At 32.5% G+C, this 18,855-nt stretch carries 21 protein-coding genes and 1 pseudogene; 9 read left to right on the top strand and 13 right to left on the bottom strand.

The genetic code is table 11. The features are described from left to right. Nucleotides 1–4: 4 nt before the first annotated feature. Nucleotides 5–832, bottom strand: coding sequence for a transporter substrate-binding domain-containing protein (locus LQ679_RS04465; protein ID WP_103362169.1), 828 nt, complete (start codon nt 830–832; stop codon nt 5–7). A gap of 10 nt (nt 833–842) precedes the next feature. Further along, nucleotides 843–1,586, bottom strand: coding sequence for an amino acid ABC transporter ATP-binding protein (locus LQ679_RS04460; RefSeq protein WP_239762187.1), 744 nt, complete (start codon nt 1,584–1,586; stop codon nt 843–845). A 190-nt stretch (nt 1,587–1,776) separates the two neighbouring features. Here LQ679_RS04460 and LQ679_RS04455 point away from each other — a divergent pair, with 190 nt between their 5' ends. Then, nucleotides 1,777–3,060, top strand: coding sequence for a homocysteine synthase (locus tag LQ679_RS04455; RefSeq protein WP_239762185.1), 1,284 nt, complete (start codon nt 1,777–1,779; stop codon nt 3,058–3,060). 138 nt (nt 3,061–3,198) lie between these two features. Next, the gene (gene nfsA / locus LQ679_RS04450; protein ID WP_239762184.1) at nt 3,199–3,954 is read left to right on the top strand and encodes an oxygen-insensitive NADPH nitroreductase; all 756 of its coding nucleotides are present in this window, start codon (nt 3,199–3,201) and stop codon (nt 3,952–3,954) included. 53 nt (nt 3,955–4,007) lie between these two features. On the opposite strand, the gene LQ679_RS04445 is transcribed toward nfsA, so the two are convergent. Together LQ679_RS04445 and LQ679_RS04440 are read right to left on the bottom strand one after the other, a co-directional pair. Next, nucleotides 4,008–4,685 (bottom strand): ABC transporter ATP-binding protein, encoded by a 678-nt coding sequence (locus LQ679_RS04445; protein WP_239762181.1) that lies wholly within the window; start codon nt 4,683–4,685, stop codon nt 4,008–4,010. Between the two features lie 2 nt (nt 4,686–4,687). Next, nucleotides 4,688–5,740: an ABC transporter permease gene (locus LQ679_RS04440; RefSeq protein ID WP_239762179.1), complete on the bottom strand. Its 1,053-nt coding sequence runs from the start codon at nt 5,738–5,740 to the stop codon at nt 4,688–4,690. Between the two features lie 179 nt (nt 5,741–5,919). Here LQ679_RS04440 and LQ679_RS04435 point away from each other — a divergent pair, with 179 nt between their 5' ends. After that, nucleotides 5,920–6,339, top strand: a complete 420-nt coding sequence (locus LQ679_RS04435; RefSeq protein ID WP_037589290.1) for an OsmC family protein — start codon at nt 5,920–5,922, stop codon at nt 6,337–6,339. A gap of 55 nt (nt 6,340–6,394) precedes the next feature. Here the strand turns inward: LQ679_RS04435 and LQ679_RS04430 are convergent, their stop codons facing one another. Then, nucleotides 6,395–7,294 (bottom strand): DNA-3-methyladenine glycosylase family protein, encoded by a 900-nt coding sequence (locus LQ679_RS04430; RefSeq protein WP_239762177.1) that lies wholly within the window; start codon nt 7,292–7,294, stop codon nt 6,395–6,397. Between the two features lie 136 nt (nt 7,295–7,430). On the opposite strand from LQ679_RS04430, the gene LQ679_RS04425 reads away from it, so the two are divergent. Both LQ679_RS04425 and LQ679_RS04420 read left to right on the top strand, forming a co-directional pair. Next, nucleotides 7,431–8,330 (top strand): ABC transporter substrate-binding protein, encoded by a 900-nt coding sequence (locus LQ679_RS04425; protein ID WP_239762175.1) that lies wholly within the window; start codon nt 7,431–7,433, stop codon nt 8,328–8,330. 817 nt (nt 8,331–9,147) lie between these two features. Beyond that, nucleotides 9,148–9,705 carry a TetR/AcrR family transcriptional regulator gene (locus tag LQ679_RS04420; RefSeq protein WP_239762174.1) on the top strand — a complete coding sequence of 186 codons (558 nt, stop codon included), beginning with the start codon at nt 9,148–9,150 and terminating at the stop codon, nt 9,703–9,705. 82 nt (nt 9,706–9,787) lie between these two features. Here LQ679_RS04420 and LQ679_RS04415 read toward each other — a convergent pair whose 3' ends face one another. The 3 genes from LQ679_RS04415 to LQ679_RS04405 all read right to left on the bottom strand — a co-directional run bounded on the left by LQ679_RS04415 (nt 9,788) and on the right by LQ679_RS04405 (nt 12,577). Further along, nucleotides 9,788–10,120 carry a hypothetical protein gene (locus tag LQ679_RS04415; RefSeq protein ID WP_126476704.1) on the bottom strand — a complete coding sequence of 111 codons (333 nt, stop codon included), beginning with the start codon at nt 10,118–10,120 and terminating at the stop codon, nt 9,788–9,790. 63 nt (nt 10,121–10,183) lie between these two features. Continuing rightward, complete coding sequence (locus tag LQ679_RS04410; RefSeq protein WP_239762172.1) at nt 10,184–11,617, bottom strand: sucrose-specific PTS transporter subunit IIBC; 1,434 nt, start codon at nt 11,615–11,617, stop codon at nt 10,184–10,186. A gap of 123 nt (nt 11,618–11,740) precedes the next feature. Then, a complete protein-coding gene (locus LQ679_RS04405; RefSeq protein ID WP_239762171.1) occupies nt 11,741–12,577 on the bottom strand; it encodes a hypothetical protein in 837 nt (278 codons plus the stop codon). 151 nt (nt 12,578–12,728) lie between these two features. Here LQ679_RS04405 and LQ679_RS04400 point away from each other — a divergent pair, with 151 nt between their 5' ends. Beyond that, nucleotides 12,729–13,670: an agmatinase family protein gene (locus tag LQ679_RS04400; protein ID WP_025905703.1), complete on the top strand. Its 942-nt coding sequence runs from the start codon at nt 12,729–12,731 to the stop codon at nt 13,668–13,670. Between the two features lie 28 nt (nt 13,671–13,698). Next, nucleotides 13,699–14,922: an Nramp family divalent metal transporter gene (locus LQ679_RS04395; RefSeq protein WP_239762169.1), complete on the top strand. Its 1,224-nt coding sequence runs from the start codon at nt 13,699–13,701 to the stop codon at nt 14,920–14,922. Nucleotides 14,923–14,983: 61 nt separating this feature from the next. Here LQ679_RS04395 and LQ679_RS04390 read toward each other — a convergent pair whose 3' ends face one another. Then, the gene (locus LQ679_RS04390) at nt 14,984–15,568 is read right to left on the bottom strand and encodes an AAA family ATPase (protein WP_239762155.1); all 585 of its coding nucleotides are present in this window, start codon (nt 15,566–15,568) and stop codon (nt 14,984–14,986) included. A 245-nt stretch (nt 15,569–15,813) separates the two neighbouring features. On the opposite strand from LQ679_RS04390, the gene LQ679_RS04385 reads away from it, so the two are divergent. Further along, entirely contained in the window at nt 15,814–15,909 is a 96-nt protein-coding gene (locus tag LQ679_RS04385; RefSeq protein WP_107603061.1) for a type I toxin-antitoxin system Fst family toxin, read from the top strand. Between the two features lie 157 nt (nt 15,910–16,066). On the opposite strand, the gene LQ679_RS04380 is transcribed toward LQ679_RS04385, so the two are convergent. Beyond that, the gene (locus tag LQ679_RS04380) at nt 16,067–16,438 is read right to left on the bottom strand and encodes a hypothetical protein (RefSeq protein WP_025905698.1); all 372 of its coding nucleotides are present in this window, start codon (nt 16,436–16,438) and stop codon (nt 16,067–16,069) included. A 169-nt stretch (nt 16,439–16,607) separates the two neighbouring features. Between LQ679_RS04380 and LQ679_RS14930 the strand changes: the two are divergent. Continuing rightward, a pseudogene (locus LQ679_RS14930) lies at nt 16,608–16,688 on the top strand (type I toxin-antitoxin system Fst family toxin); the annotation flags it as partial. A 165-nt stretch (nt 16,689–16,853) separates the two neighbouring features. On the opposite strand, the gene LQ679_RS04375 reads toward LQ679_RS14930, so the two are convergent. From LQ679_RS04375 to LQ679_RS04365, 3 genes are all read right to left on the bottom strand, one after another. After that, complete coding sequence (locus tag LQ679_RS04375) at nt 16,854–17,261, bottom strand: GNAT family N-acetyltransferase (RefSeq protein WP_204176119.1); 408 nt, start codon at nt 17,259–17,261, stop codon at nt 16,854–16,856. A gap of 102 nt (nt 17,262–17,363) precedes the next feature. Next, nucleotides 17,364–17,573, bottom strand: a complete 210-nt coding sequence (locus LQ679_RS04370) for a hypothetical protein (RefSeq protein WP_204173339.1) — start codon at nt 17,571–17,573, stop codon at nt 17,364–17,366. A 737-nt stretch (nt 17,574–18,310) separates the two neighbouring features. Further along, nucleotides 18,311–18,829: a GNAT family N-acetyltransferase gene (locus tag LQ679_RS04365; RefSeq protein WP_239762146.1), complete on the bottom strand. Its 519-nt coding sequence runs from the start codon at nt 18,827–18,829 to the stop codon at nt 18,311–18,313. Nucleotides 18,830–18,855: the final 26 nt, after the last annotated feature.

The following is an 18,855-nucleotide window of genomic DNA, read 5'->3' as shown; positions in this document are numbered from 1 at the left end:
CTCCTTATAAGCGGTCTTTAATATCATTTAATGACTCTTTATCATCAAATATATTAAATCCAAACCATTTTTTAGATAATTCCTCTAGCGTACCGTCTTCTTTTAATTCTTTAGTCGCTTTGTCTATATCTTTTTGTAATTGCGTATTTTTCTTGTTATATAAAATATGAACAGATTCTTTTGAAACAACGCCACCAACTTTTACATCAGCATTGAGCTCTTTTTGAATCGCTTGGTAAGTTGTTAAGTTTAAGAACATGGCATCTCTTCTTTTAGATTCAATCATTTTGAAATTCTCACCATTTGAAACTTTATGAATTTCATCAATGTCGATTTGATTTTTATGTGTCTTGTTGTAACCAGTTAAGATTGAATATAAGCCGCCACTCGGTGACATAGGCGTCAGCCTTTTATGTTGTAAGTCATCTAAAGTTTCAATATCATTTGTATCATTATGTACAATAAGCGTTGTTAAAGAATAAACATAAGGTTCTTTCTGATATAAGAATTTCTGCTCTCTTTCAGGCGTTTTGAAGAACCAATTAATACCCATATCAAATTTACCAACACCAATACCGACAACGTTAGATTCTTCTTCTCCGAATTCATATTGAAAATCATACTGCGGTAATTTCTTTTCAAGTTCTTTCATGTAATCCATATCGTATCCGACTGGTTTATTATCACTATCTGTATATAAATAAGGTGGATTAACTTCTGCAGATAAAGCTACTTTAACTACTTTTTTACCGTTATTTTCTTTCGTGATTGTGCCGCAACCAGATAAAGAAATGATGAGCATCATCAAAATCAATAATTTAATATACTTCATTCTTTACCTCCTACAATCCGACTGGTGTTAAACGACTTAAGAATCTTCTCGTACGTTCAGACGCTGGATTATCAATAACGGCTTCTGGTGTCCCACTTTCAATAATTTCACCTTTATCCATAAACACAACTTGATCAGATACTTCTTTCGCAAATTGGATTTCATGGGTTACAATAACCATCGTTCTACCTTCGCTTGCGATTTCTTGAATAATATTTAACACACCTTGTACAGATTCCGGATCAAGTGCTGAAGTCGGTTCATCTAATAACAATACTTCAGGTTCGATACTGAGTGCTCTCACGATACCAACTCGTTGCTGTTGTCCACCTGACAATTGAACAGGATAAACATCTGCTTTATCATCTAAAGATACTTTCTTAAGATACTTCATAGCTTTTTCTTTAGCATCTTTCTTCTTCATTCCTTGTCCGTATATTAAACCTTCTGTAATGTTTTCTAAAATCGTACGGTTTTTAAACAAATTATAGTGTTGAAAGACCATTGCAGATTGACTTCTTAAGCGTGTAACATCCTGTTTTTGATAATTTTCTACATCGAACTTACAATTCCCTAGTTCGATCAATCCTTTATATGGTGTTTCAAGCATATTTAAACTTCTTAGTAGCGTCGTCTTCCCCGATCCACTTGGTCCAATAATTGTTGTGACGGTACCTTTTTCTTGTTCAAAATTTATATTCTTCAAAATTTCTTGTGTACTAAATTTATGATACAACCCTTCAACTTTAAGCAAGTCATTCACTCCCGAACGTAATAATATTTTGAATTTATCACAACTATTCTTATAAGTAAAGTCGGTTTTAATCTAAAATTGCATTTTAAAAGGCTTAATGAAATTTTCTTATCTTTTAACTCGGATTTAATTGAATTTTTTAAATTATCTGACTATAATGACATATATAACTTTAGGAGGGATTATTTTTATGACACAAGAAAATTGGAATAAAGAAACTTTAGCCATTCATGGTGGACAAGTACCTGATCCTGTAACAGGTTCTACAGCTGTACCTATTCATCAAACAACTTCATATACGTTTAAATCTACTGAACATGCGAAGAACTTATTCGCTTTAGCTGAAGAAGGTAATATATATTCTCGAATCATGAACCCAACGAATGATGTATTCGAGAAACGTATCGCTTTATTAGAAGGCGGACTAGCAGCATTAAGTGTTGGTAGCGGTCAAGCAGCCATTACGTTGAGTATATTAAATATTGCAGAAAGTGGCTCTGAAGTAGTCGCATCTACCAACCTATATGGTGGTACATATAATTTATTTGCTGTAACTTTAAAGAAATTTGGCATTAAAGTTCACTTTGTAGATCCAGATGATCCAGCAAATTTTGAAGCAGCAATCAATGAAAATACGAAACTTATTTTCGCTGAAACAATTGGTAACCCACGTATAGATGTATTAGATATTGAAGCTGTTGCTAAAGTTGCACACGATAATGGTATTCCATTAATCGTCGATAATACATTTGCTACACCTCACCTACTACAACCAATTAAATTTGGTGCTGACATCGTTGTCCATTCTGCGACTAAATTTATTGGTGGTCACGGTACATCAATTGGTGGTGTGATTGTAGATAGTGGTCAATTTAACTGGGATAATGGCAAATTCCCCGGATTAGTCGAACCTGATCCAAGTTATCATGGTGTATCTTATGTCAATGATGTTGGTGCAGCTGCATACATTACGAAAGCACGTGTACAATTATTGCGAGACATTGGACCGGCACTTTCTCCATTTAATGCACAACAATTCCTAATCGGACTTGAAACTTTACATTTAAGAACAGAACGTCATTCTGAAAATGCTCAAAAAGTTGCAGAGTTTCTAGAAAAACATGAAAAAGTAAGCTGGGTTAATTATCCTGGTCTTAAATCTAATCAATATCACGAACTCGCAACTAAATACTTACCTAATGGCCAAGGTGCTATCTTAACATTTGGTGTTAAAGGTGATTCAGAAGCTATTCCCGAATTTGTAGAAGCCCTGAATTTATTCTCTTTATTAGCAAACGTTGGTGATTCTAAATCACTTATCATACATCCAGCAAGTACAACACACCAACAATTAACAGACGAAGAACAACTAGCATCAGGTGTTACAAAAGACTTAGTCCGCTTATCAGTAGGTACAGAATCTAGCGAAGACATTATTAAAGATTTAGAACAAGCGTTAAATAAAATTAAATAAGTTTCACTTAAAAAGCGTTTAGGATTTCATTTGATATCCTAAACGTTTATTTTTTATTTAAAGCACGTTATATGAATATTTTTAATATTTTTGATAACATTTATATATCATAAGTATTATAAAGGAGCACTGAACACAATGAATCAAAGCGTATTTGACTTAACACAACAGCACCGATCTGTTAGACAGTTTAAAGATGAACCTCTTTCTAAAGAGACTGTAGAAAAATTAGTAAAAGCAGGACAAATGGCTTCAACTTCAAGTTACGTTCAAGCTTATTCTATTATTGGTATTACAGACCCAGAAATTAAACAAGCATTAAAAGAAGTATCAGGGCAACAACATGTTGTCGATAACGGTTATTTATTTGTGTATGTGATAGATTATTACCGCCATAGTTTAATTAACCAAGAAACACAAGGCAATATGCAACCTAGTTTTGAGTCAGCTGAAGGCTTGCTCGTTGGTACGATAGATGTTGCACTTGCTGCACAGAATGTAGCTTTAACTGCTGAAGATATGGGGCTAGGCATTGTTTATTTAGGATCATTACGTAACGATGTTGGTCGAGTGAGTGAAATATTAAACTTACCTGAGCATGTCTTCCCACTATTCGGTATGGCTGTCGGTGTACCGAGTGATGACGATCAAGGGTCACCTAAACAACGCTTACCATTTGAACATGTCTTCCACGAAAATCAATATAATGCCGACAAAGAACAACAACTTAGTCAAATTAAACAATATGACAAAGACATTCAAGAATATTATGAAAAACGCACACAAGGTAAACGTTCAGAATCTTGGTCAGAACAAATTAAGAATATGATGAGCAAAAAAACAAGACCAGACATTCTAGAAAAATTAAATATCAAAGGATTTATTAAAAAATAAACATACAAAAAGCGACTGTGAGATGATTAACAATCTCCAGCCGCTTTTTCTAATTATGATACTTGTTCCTCAATTCTTCCGTCACTTAATTTAATCACTTTATCTGCAAATTCAAATATTCTTTCATCATGTGTAATCATAATACCAATTGAATTATTTTCTTTCACACTATTTTTAATCATTTTTGCTACTTCTATTGCACGTTTTGAATCTAAACTTGCAGTAGGCTCATCTGCCAAAATCATTTTTGGATGATTCATCCAAGCTCTCATAATTGCAACACGTTGTTTTTCCCCGCCTGACAATTCATTTGGATATGATTTAAGTCGATGAGATAAACCAATTTGTTTTAATAATTTTTCAGCTCTTTCTTTAGCATCTTTTTTACGCATACCAGCCATTTCACCAACATAAACAAGTTGATCTGTAACATTTAAATATGGTATTAAGTGTGATGATTGAAAGATAAATCCTATTTGATTCAATCTCATATCTGTTAATTTTTTATCTGATAAGTCTACATAATCTAAATCGTCTAAAGTTATTTCTCCTGAGCTTTTGCCAAGTAATCCACCAATAATAGAAAGTAATGTAGATTTCCCTGAACCAGAAGCGCCATTCAAAATAACAAGCTGTCCTTTTTCTGCTGTAAATGTAATGTTATTTAATACTTGTGTTTTTGCTTCATTTTCTCCGAATGATTTTGTAACATGTTCAACAACTAATCCCATTATTATTCTCCTCCTATAGCTTCAAGTGGTTCGATTTTTGTCACTTTAATCAGTGATAGTACGGCGCCGATTAATGAAACTACGATGAATACGGCTACCATTAACATCATTAAGTTTGCGTCAATATAGAATGGCATTGAAACTGGCATCACACTGTTGATGATAAATATAATGGCAATGGATAAGACCACGCCCACTAATGTAATCATCAGAATTTGCAACATTAATGATGAGATAAGTGATATGTTTTTTGTACCGATTGCTTTTAAAATACCAAATTGGCTTGTTTTTTGAATTGTCATAACATAGAAGAATGCCGTAATAACAATCGCTGAAATAACGAATAAGAATACAATCATCAAGTTCAATGGTTGTTGTTCTGCGTTATAACTTGGAATGGCATTTAACATGTCATCTTGTGAAATGACTTTAACATTGTCTATGTCGTTGATTTCACTTTTTTGATGATTATTCAAGTTGTCATAAGCAATGACTGAAATATGATGACCTTTCAACGCATCCATACCATTTTCATTTACATATGCCATAGATGTATGTGAGAACATGATGTTATCAGCGAATCCTGAGATTTTATATGATTGATCGCCTTCTGATAATTTAATTTCGTCCCCTACTTTAAAACCTTCTGCTTTTAATTTTTCATTCAATAACACTTCGTTTTTATTTTGAGGTAAATGTCCTTCTGTTGGTTTCGGTTTAATGTTATTTGTCATTTGTGTAAACATTAAATCCGTTTTCCCGCTTTTAGTATCTATTTTTTGCATTGCTGTTTTGATTGTGTCGCCTTTAGCGATTGTATTAACAGCGTCATCAGTTTTCGTCGTAATATTAGACTGACTCAAGTTATTGTCAGCATCACTGGCAATTACGTAAGTACTTTTATTCCATTGTTCAATTCCCGATACGTTCTCTTTAGCTAACCCTTGTGCTAAAGCTGATATAAATAACACTAAAAATGCTAATAAGAATAAAATTAATGTTACGAGTAGATATTTAAATTTGTAATAAGTAAGCTCTTTAAGTGCTAGTTTCATGTCTATCCGTTCCTCTCTCTTTAATGTATATACATATCATAACGAGGCAATATGAACTGAATATGAACAAAAAGACATAAAACAAATTTTTTTATTTTATGAATGATTATGGGAAAGACGATTTACTAGTCTATATTATTTGAAGTTGATACAATTTAGAAAAAGAGGAGGAGAGCTTAATGATTAAGTCTACTTGGCAAGGTAAAAAAACTTTTAAAGCACAATCCAAATTTGGACATGACATCATCTCTGATGCACCAACAGAATCAGGTGGAGATGACAATGGTCCATCTCCTGTTGAACTCATGCTAAGCGGTTTAGCTGGATGTACTGGAATTGATGTTACCAATTTAATGAAAGAACGTTTAGCTCAAGTTACGAAATTAGAAATTACTGTAGATGATGAAAGAGAAGATACAACATCTCGAGCAGTGAAACATGTCACATTAATCTTTGATGTTGAAGGTGAAGTGGATTTAAAAAAATTAAAGCGTTCCATAAAACTGAGTGTCGAAAAATATTGTACGGTTGCACATTCTTTAAAAGCAACAATTGAACCGAAACTTATCTTTAATGGTGAAGAACAAACTTTAGACTAAACAATAAGAGTTGGATGAAATACCCTAATTATCGTAGAGATTTCAATCCAACTCTTTAATTTTGAATATGTGGTGCTCGCCATATATAAAATGTTGCATATGAACTCCACTCATGCCAACCTTCATTCAAACTCAACATTTGTTCTTTAGATGGTTTCTTACCTAAATTCAAGATGTCTTTCAATGCGTTTTGTAAACCAACATCCCCGATTGGAAAAGCATCCTGAACACCTAACGCACGCATCATAACATAATGTGCTGTCCAAGGACCAATCCCTCTATTTTTAATAAGTGTACGCTCAATTTCATTTGTATCTTCAATATCCAACAACATGTCTTTAGATAACATTTGAGAATGCATTCTTTTCGCAATATCTATTAAATATTCTGCTTTTCTTCTTGAAAATTTCAAATCCATCAACTCTTGAACTGAAACATTCGCAATCACTTCAGTTGTAGGATGGATATAATAAGCTTTATGATTGTAAGTTATTTTTTCGCCATATGTTTGAACAAGTCTCTTTTTAAGTTGGTATGCAAATGTTAAATTAATTTGCTGTCCAATTACGCCCCAGGAAATAGCTTCAAATAAATTTGGAATTCTAATCAACCTTAAACCATATAATTCCTGGATTAATGGCTTTAGTATTTCATTTTTTCTACCATATTGGTAAAACGATGATAAATCTGCTGAGAAATCGAACCATTCTTCTATATATGCAATTATTTTTTCAGTAAGTGCGGGATTTACAGAAACATCATTTAAAATCTCAACAATTAAGTAATGGCGATGATAATAAATACACATCAACAGTCGCTCGCCATCTAAATTAATCGCACGATAAATTTTATGATCTTCAACTTCAAATAACACTTCATTCTCATCTCTTTTTAAATAATCTAAGCATTTTTCATAGTCGAATATTTTGGGACATTCTATTCTAATTTCATGCATGATACATCACCTCCATCGTTACAGTTTATTATCCATTATTTACAATTCATAAACAAATTTAAAATAAAAAAATGGATACTATTTAACAAATTAACATGATATAATTGAAAGTAATTATCACTTAGGAGAGAGAAAAATGACAAAAAAATTACTTGTATTCCTCGCTACATTGTTACTTGTATTAGCAGCTTGTGGCATCAAAGATGATGACTCATCTAAAAGCAAAACTCACAAATATAAAACAGATGAAGGTAAAACGGTTGAAATTCCTAACAATCCAAAACGTGTTGTCGTATTAACAACTAACCAAGGTAACTTCCAAAAACTTGGTGTAGATCCAGTCGGAACAGATGCTGATTTCCCTAAATCAAAATATGTTGACGATAAAGACGGGAAACGTGTTGGTTCTGAAGATGTTGAAGCTGTTACAAAGCTTAAACCAGATTTAATCATTACTTATAATGCTAACCCACAAATCAAAAAATATGAAAAAATAGCACCTACTGTACCATTCGACCACAGTAAACGTACTTTTAAAGAAGTACACATTGAAATCGGGAAATTATTAGGTAAAGAAGATAAAGCTAAAGAACAAGTTAAAGAATTAGAAGATATCATGGCTAAAGACGGGAAAGAAGTTCAAGACAAAATTGGTAAAGACAGCACAGTTTCTATCATGGAAGTTGGACCTAAAGAACTTACATTAATCGGTAAGAACTTTGGTAGAGGTTCAGAAGTCATTTATCAAGGATTTGGATTTAAACATCCAGAAGCAGCACAAAAAGATATTCCTAAAGAAGGTTGGTTAACAACATCATTCGAAAACTTTAATAAATACACTGGTGATTATTTATTAATCCCAACTGAAAATGGAAAAGCACCAAGTTCTTCATTAACTAAAGGTAGCATTTGGAAAAACACACCAGCAGTTAAAGAAGATCACGTGTATTACTATCCAAGAAATGAATTCATGTATTCAGATCCAATTTCAATCGAAAAACAATCTAAATACTTCAAAGATATGTTAACTAAATAATAAAGCAGAGACTAGGTCATAGTGACCTAGTCTCTTCTATTATATATGGGGGTTGTTAAATATGTACGTAACGGCGGGCTTGTGAACACTTCTGGCCAAACTTGTTCATAACGATGGCTTTGTGAACACTTCTGGCCAAACTTGTTCATAACGATGGCTTTGTGAACACTTCTGGCCAAACTTGTTCGTAACGTGGGCCTTGTGAACACTTCTGCCCAAACTTGTTCATAACGAGGGCTTTGTGAACACTTCTGCCCAAACTTGTTCATAACAGTGGTCTTAGTTACAAAACTCGGCCGAAGTGTTACTATAGACCTCCTTAATTACAAAACTCCGCCGAAGTGTTACTATGGACCTCCTTAGTTACAAAAGTCGCCTGAAGTGTTACTAAGAATAGCCATAATTACAAAAGCCGCCTGAAGTGTTACTATAGACTGCCTTAGTTACAAAACTCCGCTGAAGTGTTACTATAGACCGCCTTAGTTACAAAACTCCGCTGAATTGTTACTATAGACCTCCTTAATTACAAAACTCCGCCGAAATGTTACTATGGACGGCCTTAGTTACAAAACTACTGAGAATTGTAATTACTGGTCTCCTTATTTGCACTTCTCACTAAAACTGCTAATAACAACCTCAGTATTTGCACTTCTCATCAAAACTGCTAATAACACACTCAGTATTTGCACTTCTTGCCAAAAGTGCTAATAACGGCACGCTCATATACACAACTCGTAACAACTATTCCTCACAACCTCCCTATTTGCATTTCATAAATTTTATGCATACACTGTATATTAAAGGAGTGGAATTCATTTTGACTAAACAAACGGATTTACGCGTGATTAAAACTAAAAAAGCACTCACAGAAACATTAATCTCGATTCTTAAAGAGAAGAATTTCTCAGAGATTACTGTAAATGAAATTTGTCATACATCGCTTATACATAGAACAACTTTTTACAAGCATTTTATGGATAAGTTTGATCTCTTACAATATGCATTAAGCGAATATACAAAAGATTTCTTTGAATTAGATTTATACGACCGTCTACATCATCCATTTCAATCGATGGAAAAGGCATTTATCAGTGAGTTAAGTGACGTATTTGAAAAGCAAAAAGATAATAGTGATACTGCATTTATGGACGAAATCGCTAAGTACTTTATTGAAGTATTCAGCAAAGATTTCAAAAATAATATCAATATGGTTTCAACACCAGAGCATTTACCTCAATCTTTACTACCTTTTATTTACGCTTCTAATTTAGCTGGTATTATACATTGGTCAAAGTCCACAAACAATGATTTAGACTATGAAAAGCTGGATAAAATATTTAACGAAGTCAATATTATTGGATTGAATAACGATTAATCAACTTCATCATTTGTATATAAAAAAACCTTTCAATTTAGACCTGTTATGGTCTTCATTGAAAGGTTTTTAACAATGTTATTTATTGTTGAACAAGATTGTTAACGTAATCTTTGAATGCTTCTTTGTCTCCTTCTTCAATATCAATCATTGCAACTTTTCCTTGTGGGAGGAATTCAATAAATAATACACCTTTATCTTCTATTGTAACGGCTTTGATATCTTGATAACTAAATACTCTTTTATAAGGTTCACCGTTCATATCAACGCTCATAATGACACGTTCGTTTGTTGTAATATATGCCCCTTTAAATTGGCTTTGTTCGCCTACTTTATAAATAATTGTTCCTAGTACACTTGGCCCAATTTTTTCTGTAGGATATAATTCATTTTCATCAATTTCATTTAATTTCATGTTCAATACCTCCATTTAATAACTACTTCTATTGTACGAAATAATGAGAGGTCGTAACAAATATTATGATTGCACATCTCTATATGCTTTTCTTCTAGATAATACAATTGTAACAACAAAAGCGACAATAATTGCTATCGCCATACCGATAATATAGTTAAACCAACTACCTGGAGCTATAGAAATAAATCCCGGTAATCCTGCTGTACCGAGTGCAATAGCTTTTACTTTTGTTGCAGCTACATAACAAGAACCAACACCTGATCCTATAATCGCACCGATAAATGGATAACGTAATTTTAAGTTTATACCAAACATAGCTGGCTCTGTAATACCTAATAATGCAGAAATACCTGCTGCTGAAGCAGTACCTTTCATCTTATGATTCTTCACAATAAAGAATGCTGCAAGTGTTGCTGCCCCTTGTGCAACGTTAGACATTGCTGCAATTGGGAATATAAATGATCCGCCTGTATTTGCTTTATCTGCAATCAATGTTGTTTCAATAGCGATAAAGCTATGATGCATACCAGTAATAACAATCGGTGCATATAATAATCCAAATAACAAGCCACCAATTGCGCCACCTGTTTCATATAACCAAGTTAAACCGTCAGATAAGAAAGTCCCTGCAGTTCGTGTAACTGGTCCAACGACTAAAAATGTAACAAATGCTGTAAAGAATAATGACAGTAATGGTGTTAACAAATTATCTAAAGTAGAAGGGATGACTTTTCTAAATCCAATTTCTAATTTAGCAAGTATGTAAGATGCGACTAATATAGGTAACACTTGTCCTTGATAACCAACCATTTTGATAGAAAGTCCAAAAATTTCCCACGTTGGGATTTCGTCGCCTTTTACTAAAGCTTTAGGATAATCATAACCATTCATTAAACTAGGATGCACAAGTATCATACCAAGTGCAGCTCCAAGAAATGCATTGCCTCCAAACCGCTTCGCTGCACTAAACCCTATTAGAACTGGTAGAAATACGAATGGTGCATTTGCGAAAACATTAATCATATTAGCTAAACTTGCAAATTGACTATGTACATCAATAAATGACGCTTTATCATAAAATAAATCTTTAGCAGTCAAAATATTGTTAATTCCCATTAATAAACCACCTGCTACAATTGCAGGAATAATCGGAACAAATATATCTGATAACATTTTTACAAATTGCTGAATAGGATTTAATTTCTTAGTCGACTTTTCTTTTACTTCTGATGTCGTCGATGCCTCTAACCCTGTTAAAGATTCCATTTCCGCAAAGACTTTATTTACCGTTCCAGAACCTATAATAATTTGATATTGACCACCCGTTGAAAAAGTCCCCTTAACAACATCCATATCATTTAATTGGTCTTCATTTACTTGAGACTCGTCTTTTAATACAAGTCTTAAGCGTGTTGCACAATGCGCAATAGCTTCAATATTATCTTTCCCACCTATTGCTTCAGTAATATTCTGAGCTTCCTTTTTATAATTCATTCATTTCACTCCTTATTTATCCCGTCCTTTTTGGTACCGGTACCAAAAAGATTCAAAAAAATATATTAACATGATATGATTGTAATCGGTTCCATTAAAATTGTCAACGCTACTAATGTAATTTTACTGATTTAAATTAATATAACCAGCTCTAATTTTTTTGCCATTTTCATTAAAGGATTCAACATATCCATCTTCACTAACATTATAAGAACCAAGTAGTTTGTCATCTTTACTTGAATATGAAAATCCAAACACGTCACCTTTCTTCTTAGGTTCTTTCCAAATGATATGATCTGTATCATCTTTATCTATACCTTCAAATGCTTCTACTGCATCAAATACATTCTCTCTCGTAATGGTTGTTTGTTGATTATCCCTTGAATTTTCAAACTGAAAGTCATCTGGAAATTGCATGATATATTGAATATTATCATCGTCAGTATTTCCTTTTGTATATACAGCAACTTGATAGCCGTTATGATTCGTCTTGTTATATACAACAAATGAATGTCCTTGTCTCGTTCTTAAATCTTGTGTTGGTTCACCATGAAAATCGACGAAGTCTTTATAAGTAACGTGGTTACTAGGAACGATGCTAAATTGTTTAACTGGATAACCTTCACTCAAATAATACCTAACCATAAAATTCCCATAAACATGCCCTTCTCTTCCTAAAAAATTACGTACTTCTTCTTCATCTCCATATTTAGATTCTATTTCTGATTTATCCATTGTCTTCATTAATCCTTTATATCCCGTAACATGGTTTTCATTCATATAATGATCAGAAAAATCTTGTGATAAAACATTAATTTTTGGCGTTTCTTTTTTATTTTTCTGCTGTTTATTATTGGATTTCGAAGGTTTTTGATTGTGATTTTGAGGATCTCCTATTGTGATACTACATCCTGTTAACAGCAATATAGCAGTAACCATCCAAACACATTTATATATCATGATTATAAATCCCTCCAATCATTTTAAGTGAAATTTAATTAATTTATTAAAATTAATATTCCCTTTTCTAAAAATAATATTCAGAAAAGTTTGAAAACGAATGATTACTTTTATATAATGTGAATAAATAATTGAAAGGAGAAGTTTTACAATGACAGAACGAATTTATGGCAATACACCTTGCTTTTTAGGTGGTAAAAACTTAACAAAAGAAAAAGATTATTCTACAGACGTTCTCGTATATGGCGTCCCTTTCGAAGGACCTTGCACTTGGGGAGATTATACTGGGTGTGAATTAGGGCCGAAGCAAATTAGATTATCTTCTGCTAGATATAGTGGATATTTACCTGAATTAGATCACATAGATGTACATAAACATTTATCTATCGGGGATGTAGGTGATGTTTCAACTGTACCACATGATGTTGATCAAACGGTTCAGAACATCGAAGCATTTGCTGAAGATTTATGGAAATCCAATAAATTTTTAGTTGGTTTAGGTGGCGATCACGGCATCACTTATCCAATTTTAAAAGGATTAACGAACACCGGGAAAAAAGTAGGCATTATTCATTTAGATGCGCACTATGATAATATGCCTCACTATGAAAATGAACAATTTGCGCGTAATACACCTTTCATGAGGTTGTACGAAACAGAAGGCATTCGAAATGAAAGCTTAATTCATACTGGTATTCATGGACCTCGTAACCAGCCTGAAACGGGACAATTCGCTAAAGAAAATGGTGCGGTTACTATCACAATTAATGAAATTAAAGAAACATCTGATTTACGTCAGTTTGCGCGTGATATTTATGCTCAAGCAAGTAAAGATGTAGATGTCGTTTACTTAACGATCTGTAGTGATGTACTCGATTTCGCTTTTAATCCAGGCGGCCCTGTTGATGGCAATGGGTTAACAAGTTATGAACTATTAACAATGATTTATGAATTTGGAAAGTTAGGTCTTATTGGTATGGACTTTGTTGAAGTTTATCCAATGCAAGATGCGAATCAGAACTCTGCTCACTTTGTTTCAACTGCTGTACTTTATGTATTAGCCGGCCATATTAAGTATTTAAACAAAGTTTAACGCCTTACAAACGAAGGGATGACAAGATATGACTGAAAAGAGAGAAAGAAGTAAGTTTAGTATTTTTGGTCCCGGAATGATTATTACTGCATCATTTGTTGGTCCTGGTACCGTTACAACCATGACTCAAGGTGGTGCAGGATTTGGATACAGCTTACTCTGGGCAGTAGTCTTCTCAATCATTGCAACGATTGCACTTCAAGAAATGGTTGCTCGATTGGCGCTTGTTACAAATGAAGGTTTAGGAGAAGCTATACGGGATATTTTTAATCACCAATTACTTAAAATCATCACAGTTTGGTTCAGTATGATTGCTGTCGCAGTTGGTTGTGCAGCATACATATCGGGGGATTTATTAGGGACATCGTTAGGTGCTGCCTATTTACTAGGCATTCCAGAAAATTATATTGCACCTGTCATTGGTATTGTTATTTTGTTAATCGGGTTAAGCGGTAGTTATGATTTAATAGAAAAAGTTATGACCGTACTTGTGCTCATTATGGGTGTCATCTTTATAACAACAGTGATTGTCATTCAACCAGATTTCGGTGCTGTCTTAAAAGGTGCATTCATACCGAGCATACCTAACGGCTCATTATTAACTATTATCGCACTAATTGGTACAACAGTAGTACCTTATAATTTCTTTATCCATGCCAGTTCTATACATGAACGATTTAATGGTATAAAAGATTTAAAAATTGTAAGAATCGATACAATTGTTGCGATAGGATTAGGTGGACTGATTTCTGCTGCCATACTGATTACTTCAGGCACACTCATCCATGGAAAAGAAGTCTCAAGTTTAGTCGAGTTATCCGAACCACTTAAGCCAATTTTAGGAGACTTTGCACCTATATTTATGAGTGTCGGATTATTCTCAGCAGGTCTATCTTCAGCAATTGCCTCTCCAATGGGTGCCGCAGCAACAATCAGTAGTTGTCTCCGTTGGGAAGGTGGCGTGAAAAGTAAAAAATATAGACTCGTGTTCGCAATCGTCATTTTCATAGGTATCATCACCTCTTCACTCGGATTCGAACCATTAGAAGTCTTACTAATCGCACAAGCATTAAATGGCATCATTTTACCACTCATTGCAATATTAATCTTTATAATATTGAATAAAAAGAATATGATGGGTAAATTTGCAAACGGCATCGTCCTTAACATCATCGGACTATTCGTCGTACTCGTCGTATCATTTTTAGGTGTTTACAGTTTAATAGATGCTATACAAAGCTTTATCGGATAAATCAAAAACCCCTTCACTATCACCTTAGTGAGGGGGTTTCGTCTTGGAAAATAACATTTAATCATCTAATATGCTTAAATGTCGTTAAAATTCTATCGAGTTTTCTCTTTAGCCAATTTCTATTTTTTAATAGTTTTAATTGACTTTTTTGAGCGATTTCATTAACAACTTGATCAACATTTAATTGATCTGTATATATTTTATATTCTGTAACAACATTATCAAAAAACTCAATACAGTCGTCCATTTGAACACGAGCAAACGTTTCTCCCAATTCCAATCTTTTATTCAAACGTCTATTTAAAGTTTTCTTATTTGCATACAGTATATAATGATCTAATCGAATCCCATCTTTTTTTAAGCATTCAATAATTTCTTGGTAGTACTCAATATTAATGATCGTCATAGGTACAATGATTATACCGTCATATGACTCTGCTATATACTTTAATAAATCATAATTAAAGTATCTCCATTGATCATGGTCCTGAAAATTATCTTTATGTAAATTCTTAGGTATATTATGGCGTATAAAGAAACCTAAATTTTCAGGATCATAAACAAAAGATTTAGATAATCTCTTATTCAATTCAAAAGCCACAGTCGTTTTTCCAGAACCATATGCCCCATTCAGCCAGATAATCATATGTTCACCCTTTTCTAGTGTTAGATACATTATATCCTTTACTACAAATAATGAAAATCGGTATTGTCAAAAGTAGTTTTTAAGTAAAAATTCAAAAGCAAAATGCAGTTTACAAAAAATTTAGGCACAAATATTAAATTAAATACAATTTTATATTAAAAGTTTTTAATTGCCCGGAATAATGGTATAATTATATCGTCGCCTAGCTCTATGGCGTAATTCTACATAGAGAGGAGGTGTTGAGAATGACAACTGCTTTTGTCAATATCATTGCACCCATTATATGTGGATGTGCAATAGCTTACTTTTCTCATTGGTTAGAGAATCGTAAGAAAAAATAAAAGGCGACATTTAGCCGACACCACTAATAAAACCCCCTCACTACGGCCATAGTGAGGGGGTTTGGTGTTGAGTCACAACAATTGCTTTTGTTAGTAACATTATACCACCTATTGCATTTCATGTCATGTGTAAAATTGACATTGATGTTCAAAAAATTTATTTACTTTTAGCAATAGACATACCCATTTCATTCTTTATGTGATTTGCTACAGTCTGTAATTCAGGAAAATAATTATTAGCAAAACCTATAATGATTTTATTCTTCACAAATTCATTTAATTGTCTATCCTCTGGAATAGTCTGATCTATCAATTCCAAAAGTTCTCTATGATTTATATCATCTAAACTTACATTACCCAAATACTTCATAATAGCTAACATAAGTTTATCAAACACCTCATGCTCAAAATCAAAATCCAATAATAATAAACTTACAGAGTTTGTCTCTAATTGATTATCACCAATTCTAACTGATAGTTCGCTTATAGCTTGATAAAGTAATCTAAAACTCTCTTTATTCTCAAGCATATTCAAACACCCCTTGATTATAAAATAATTAGTATGTGTATTACCACAATCATCTTCTAAAATAATGATAACCAAAACTCTAAATCAAATCCAAACGAACAGTAAATGAAACATTGCATTAAAAACCCCCTCACTATGGCAGTAGTGAGGGGGTTTTACAGTAAATACTTTTGTCCACATCGTTGCACCCATCATATATGAATGTGCAATAGCTTACTTTTCTCATTGGCCAGAGAATTATAAAAAATAATAGGCGACTTTTAGCCAACACCATTAATAAGTTCAAGCACTACTCCATATAAAGATGAGATGAAATGTTAAAATATAACAATTATTTCTATTTATTACATTATACCACCTATTACATGTCATGTCATGTGTAAAATATACATTAATCACCTTATTTTTATACCTTTCAGAACTCTTTGATACACTTATATCTAATAATTCCTGGATATTTCTCCCCTAAAGAAATAATTTTAAATCCTAGTTTAGTATAAAAACCTACTGCGTCATTATCCGTTTCAGCTACTAACTTCTGTTTAGGGAATAATTGATGTATTTTATTTATAATCTCAGTTCCTAGCCCTTTATTCTGTATGTGACTTTGAATAGCGATATGTTTAATCACAACTTCTTGTTCAGTACTGATTAACCCCACTAGTCCTACTATACGTTCATTATTACTAACAGAATACAGTTCATTTTCAGTTATACTGTAATACTCTTCAACATCTTTTATACTTTCTATGTTCAATATATTTTGAAATAGATCCCTAATAATTGAGTTACTTTCGACACTGGTTATTTTGTTGAATTTCATCAATACCTGCACCTTCTATAGAATTATATTTCACTCTAATATCACACACTTATGTTTATTGTATATTCTTCATCAAATATAGCATTAGTATCTTAATATGGTCTATCTACAACTTAAGTAAGTTAACAATAGTACGACTATTAAATCAACGTGACTAAGTCTTTCACCAGATGAAAGTAATATATGTTTAACTATGTAGTTATTTTTTGTTCTTCTTTGTTGTTTCAAAAACTTTGCGCAGATAATGTATAATTTCCAAAATAAATAATAAATCACAAAAACAATTGAAAATATAAAGAGCATTTCAATCATAAATACCCCTCCTAACATTAATCACTTCTTTCATTTCAATATGAGTAAATTATGAAGATAAAATATTCTACATGATTTCAAATATCTTCAAATGAATCTATATCTTTATTAAGGAAAACAGATATAGATGATGATTAATATTATCGCTAACACGAAATTTGTTACTAATATCGTTCTAAATAGCTTTTGGGAAACTTTTCTTTTATACCTCTTTATTCCATATACCTGTACCCACGTGTTAAATGCAGTATAACCTACAATGAATAAAATAATTATTAAGTATAGCAATGCAATCACTCCTAAATACACCATTATTAAGATCCTTTGTCTAAGGTGCAGTGATTTACATAATATATTTTTCTGCCTATGATTCACTACGTTTAAGTTAATTTTACAACAAAGAGCACCTACTTCAAAACAATATTTACAAATAAATGGAATTATGGTTAAATTATGTAAAAATAATAAATATAAAATAAAGTAGGCGCACGTGTATGTCATCTTTTGTATTCATTTTAAAAGAACAGATTAAAAATATTTATTTAATTAAAAGGTTAGCAAATTTTGAAATTAGAATTGCAAATACGATAAAAAAGAGACCTGAAATTAGGCCTCTTTTTTATCGCATTATTTTCTAATTTTTTCTTTTACGATTAACCAAATAATAACCATAAAGTCCGCAAGCTAAAATAAATAAAAATATAAGCATATTCTGCCTCCTTATATTATATTCATCTCTATATTTCTGTCTCAACGATATAGTCGGTTGATATGTCATTACCAGCTACGAATTGATGTGATCCTACTATTTTATAGCCATGTTTAGTATAGAAGTTAAGTGCTTGGTGATTATGTTCCCATACGCCTAACCACAGTTTTGATTTTTGTTGTTCTTTAGCAATTTCAAAAGCTTTTTTCATGAGTTCACTGCCGATTCCTTTTGACTGAAATTGCTTATACATGTATAAACGTTGTACTTCTAGATATTCATCTCCCATTGGTTCCGTTTGTGCTGATCCAATATTAAGTTTCATGTACCCTGCTATTTCTTGATTGATTTTGGCAAAGAAGTACCATGATTCTTTATTTTGCAGTTCACTTAAAAGTATTTCATGATTATATGCTTCTTCAAAATATTGATTCATATCTTCTTGTGGCATATCGTCTATAAATGTATCTTTAAAAGTCGTTTTACATATTGTAGATAAAGCTTCTATTTCATTTTCTTGAATAGCTGTTATTTCGATTGTATGCATATTGAGAGCCTTCTTCCATACTTTTT

The sequence above is a fragment of the Mammaliicoccus sp. I-M35 genome, assembly GCF_022386455.1.
GTDB classification, from domain to species: Bacteria; Bacillota; Bacilli; order Staphylococcales; family Staphylococcaceae; genus Mammaliicoccus; species Mammaliicoccus sciuri_A.
The sequence above is the reverse complement of the archived record's forward strand: the minus strand, read 5'-3'. Positions and strand labels throughout refer to the sequence as shown.

Bases quoted from the DNA above. Each gene is read 5' to 3' on its own strand.
- LQ679_RS04465 (WP_103362169.1), bottom strand. From the start codon at position 832: ATGAAGTATATTAAATTATTGATTTTGATGATGCTCATCATTTCTTTA.
- LQ679_RS04455 (WP_239762185.1), top strand. From the start codon at position 1,777: ATGACACAAGAAAATTGGAATAAAGAAACTTTAGCCATTCATGGTGGA.
- nfsA (WP_239762184.1), top strand. From the start codon at position 3,199: ATGAATCAAAGCGTATTTGACTTAACACAACAGCACCGATCTGTTAGA.
- LQ679_RS04445 (WP_239762181.1), bottom strand. From the start codon at position 4,685: ATGGGATTAGTTGTTGAACATGTTACAAAATCATTCGGAGAAAATGAA.
- LQ679_RS04440 (WP_239762179.1), bottom strand. From the start codon at position 5,740: ATGAAACTAGCACTTAAAGAGCTTACTTATTACAAATTTAAATATCTA.
- LQ679_RS04435 (WP_037589290.1), top strand. From the start codon at position 5,920: ATGATTAAGTCTACTTGGCAAGGTAAAAAAACTTTTAAAGCACAATCC.
- LQ679_RS04430 (WP_239762177.1), bottom strand. From the start codon at position 7,294: ATGCATGAAATTAGAATAGAATGTCCCAAAATATTCGACTATGAAAAA.
- LQ679_RS04425 (WP_239762175.1), top strand. From the start codon at position 7,431: ATGACAAAAAAATTACTTGTATTCCTCGCTACATTGTTACTTGTATTA.
- LQ679_RS04415 (WP_126476704.1), bottom strand. From the start codon at position 10,120: ATGAAATTAAATGAAATTGATGAAAATGAATTATATCCTACAGAAAAA.
- LQ679_RS04410 (WP_239762172.1), bottom strand. From the start codon at position 11,617: ATGAATTATAAAAAGGAAGCTCAGAATATTACTGAAGCAATAGGTGGG.
- LQ679_RS04405 (WP_239762171.1), bottom strand. From the start codon at position 12,577: ATGATATATAAATGTGTTTGGATGGTTACTGCTATATTGCTGTTAACA.
- LQ679_RS04400 (WP_025905703.1), top strand. From the start codon at position 12,729: ATGACAGAACGAATTTATGGCAATACACCTTGCTTTTTAGGTGGTAAA.
- LQ679_RS04395 (WP_239762169.1), top strand. From the start codon at position 13,699: ATGACTGAAAAGAGAGAAAGAAGTAAGTTTAGTATTTTTGGTCCCGGA.
- LQ679_RS04390 (WP_239762155.1), bottom strand. From the start codon at position 15,568: ATGATTATCTGGCTGAATGGGGCATATGGTTCTGGAAAAACGACTGTG.
- LQ679_RS04385 (WP_107603061.1), top strand. From the start codon at position 15,814: ATGACAACTGCTTTTGTCAATATCATTGCACCCATTATATGTGGATGT.
- LQ679_RS04380 (WP_025905698.1), bottom strand. From the start codon at position 16,438: ATGCTTGAGAATAAAGAGAGTTTTAGATTACTTTATCAAGCTATAAGC.
- LQ679_RS04375 (WP_204176119.1), bottom strand. From the start codon at position 17,261: ATGAAATTCAACAAAATAACCAGTGTCGAAAGTAACTCAATTATTAGG.
- LQ679_RS04370 (WP_204173339.1), bottom strand. From the start codon at position 17,573: ATGATTGAAATGCTCTTTATATTTTCAATTGTTTTTGTGATTTATTAT.
- LQ679_RS04365 (WP_239762146.1), bottom strand. From the start codon at position 18,829: ATGCATACAATCGAAATAACAGCTATTCAAGAAAATGAAATAGAAGCT.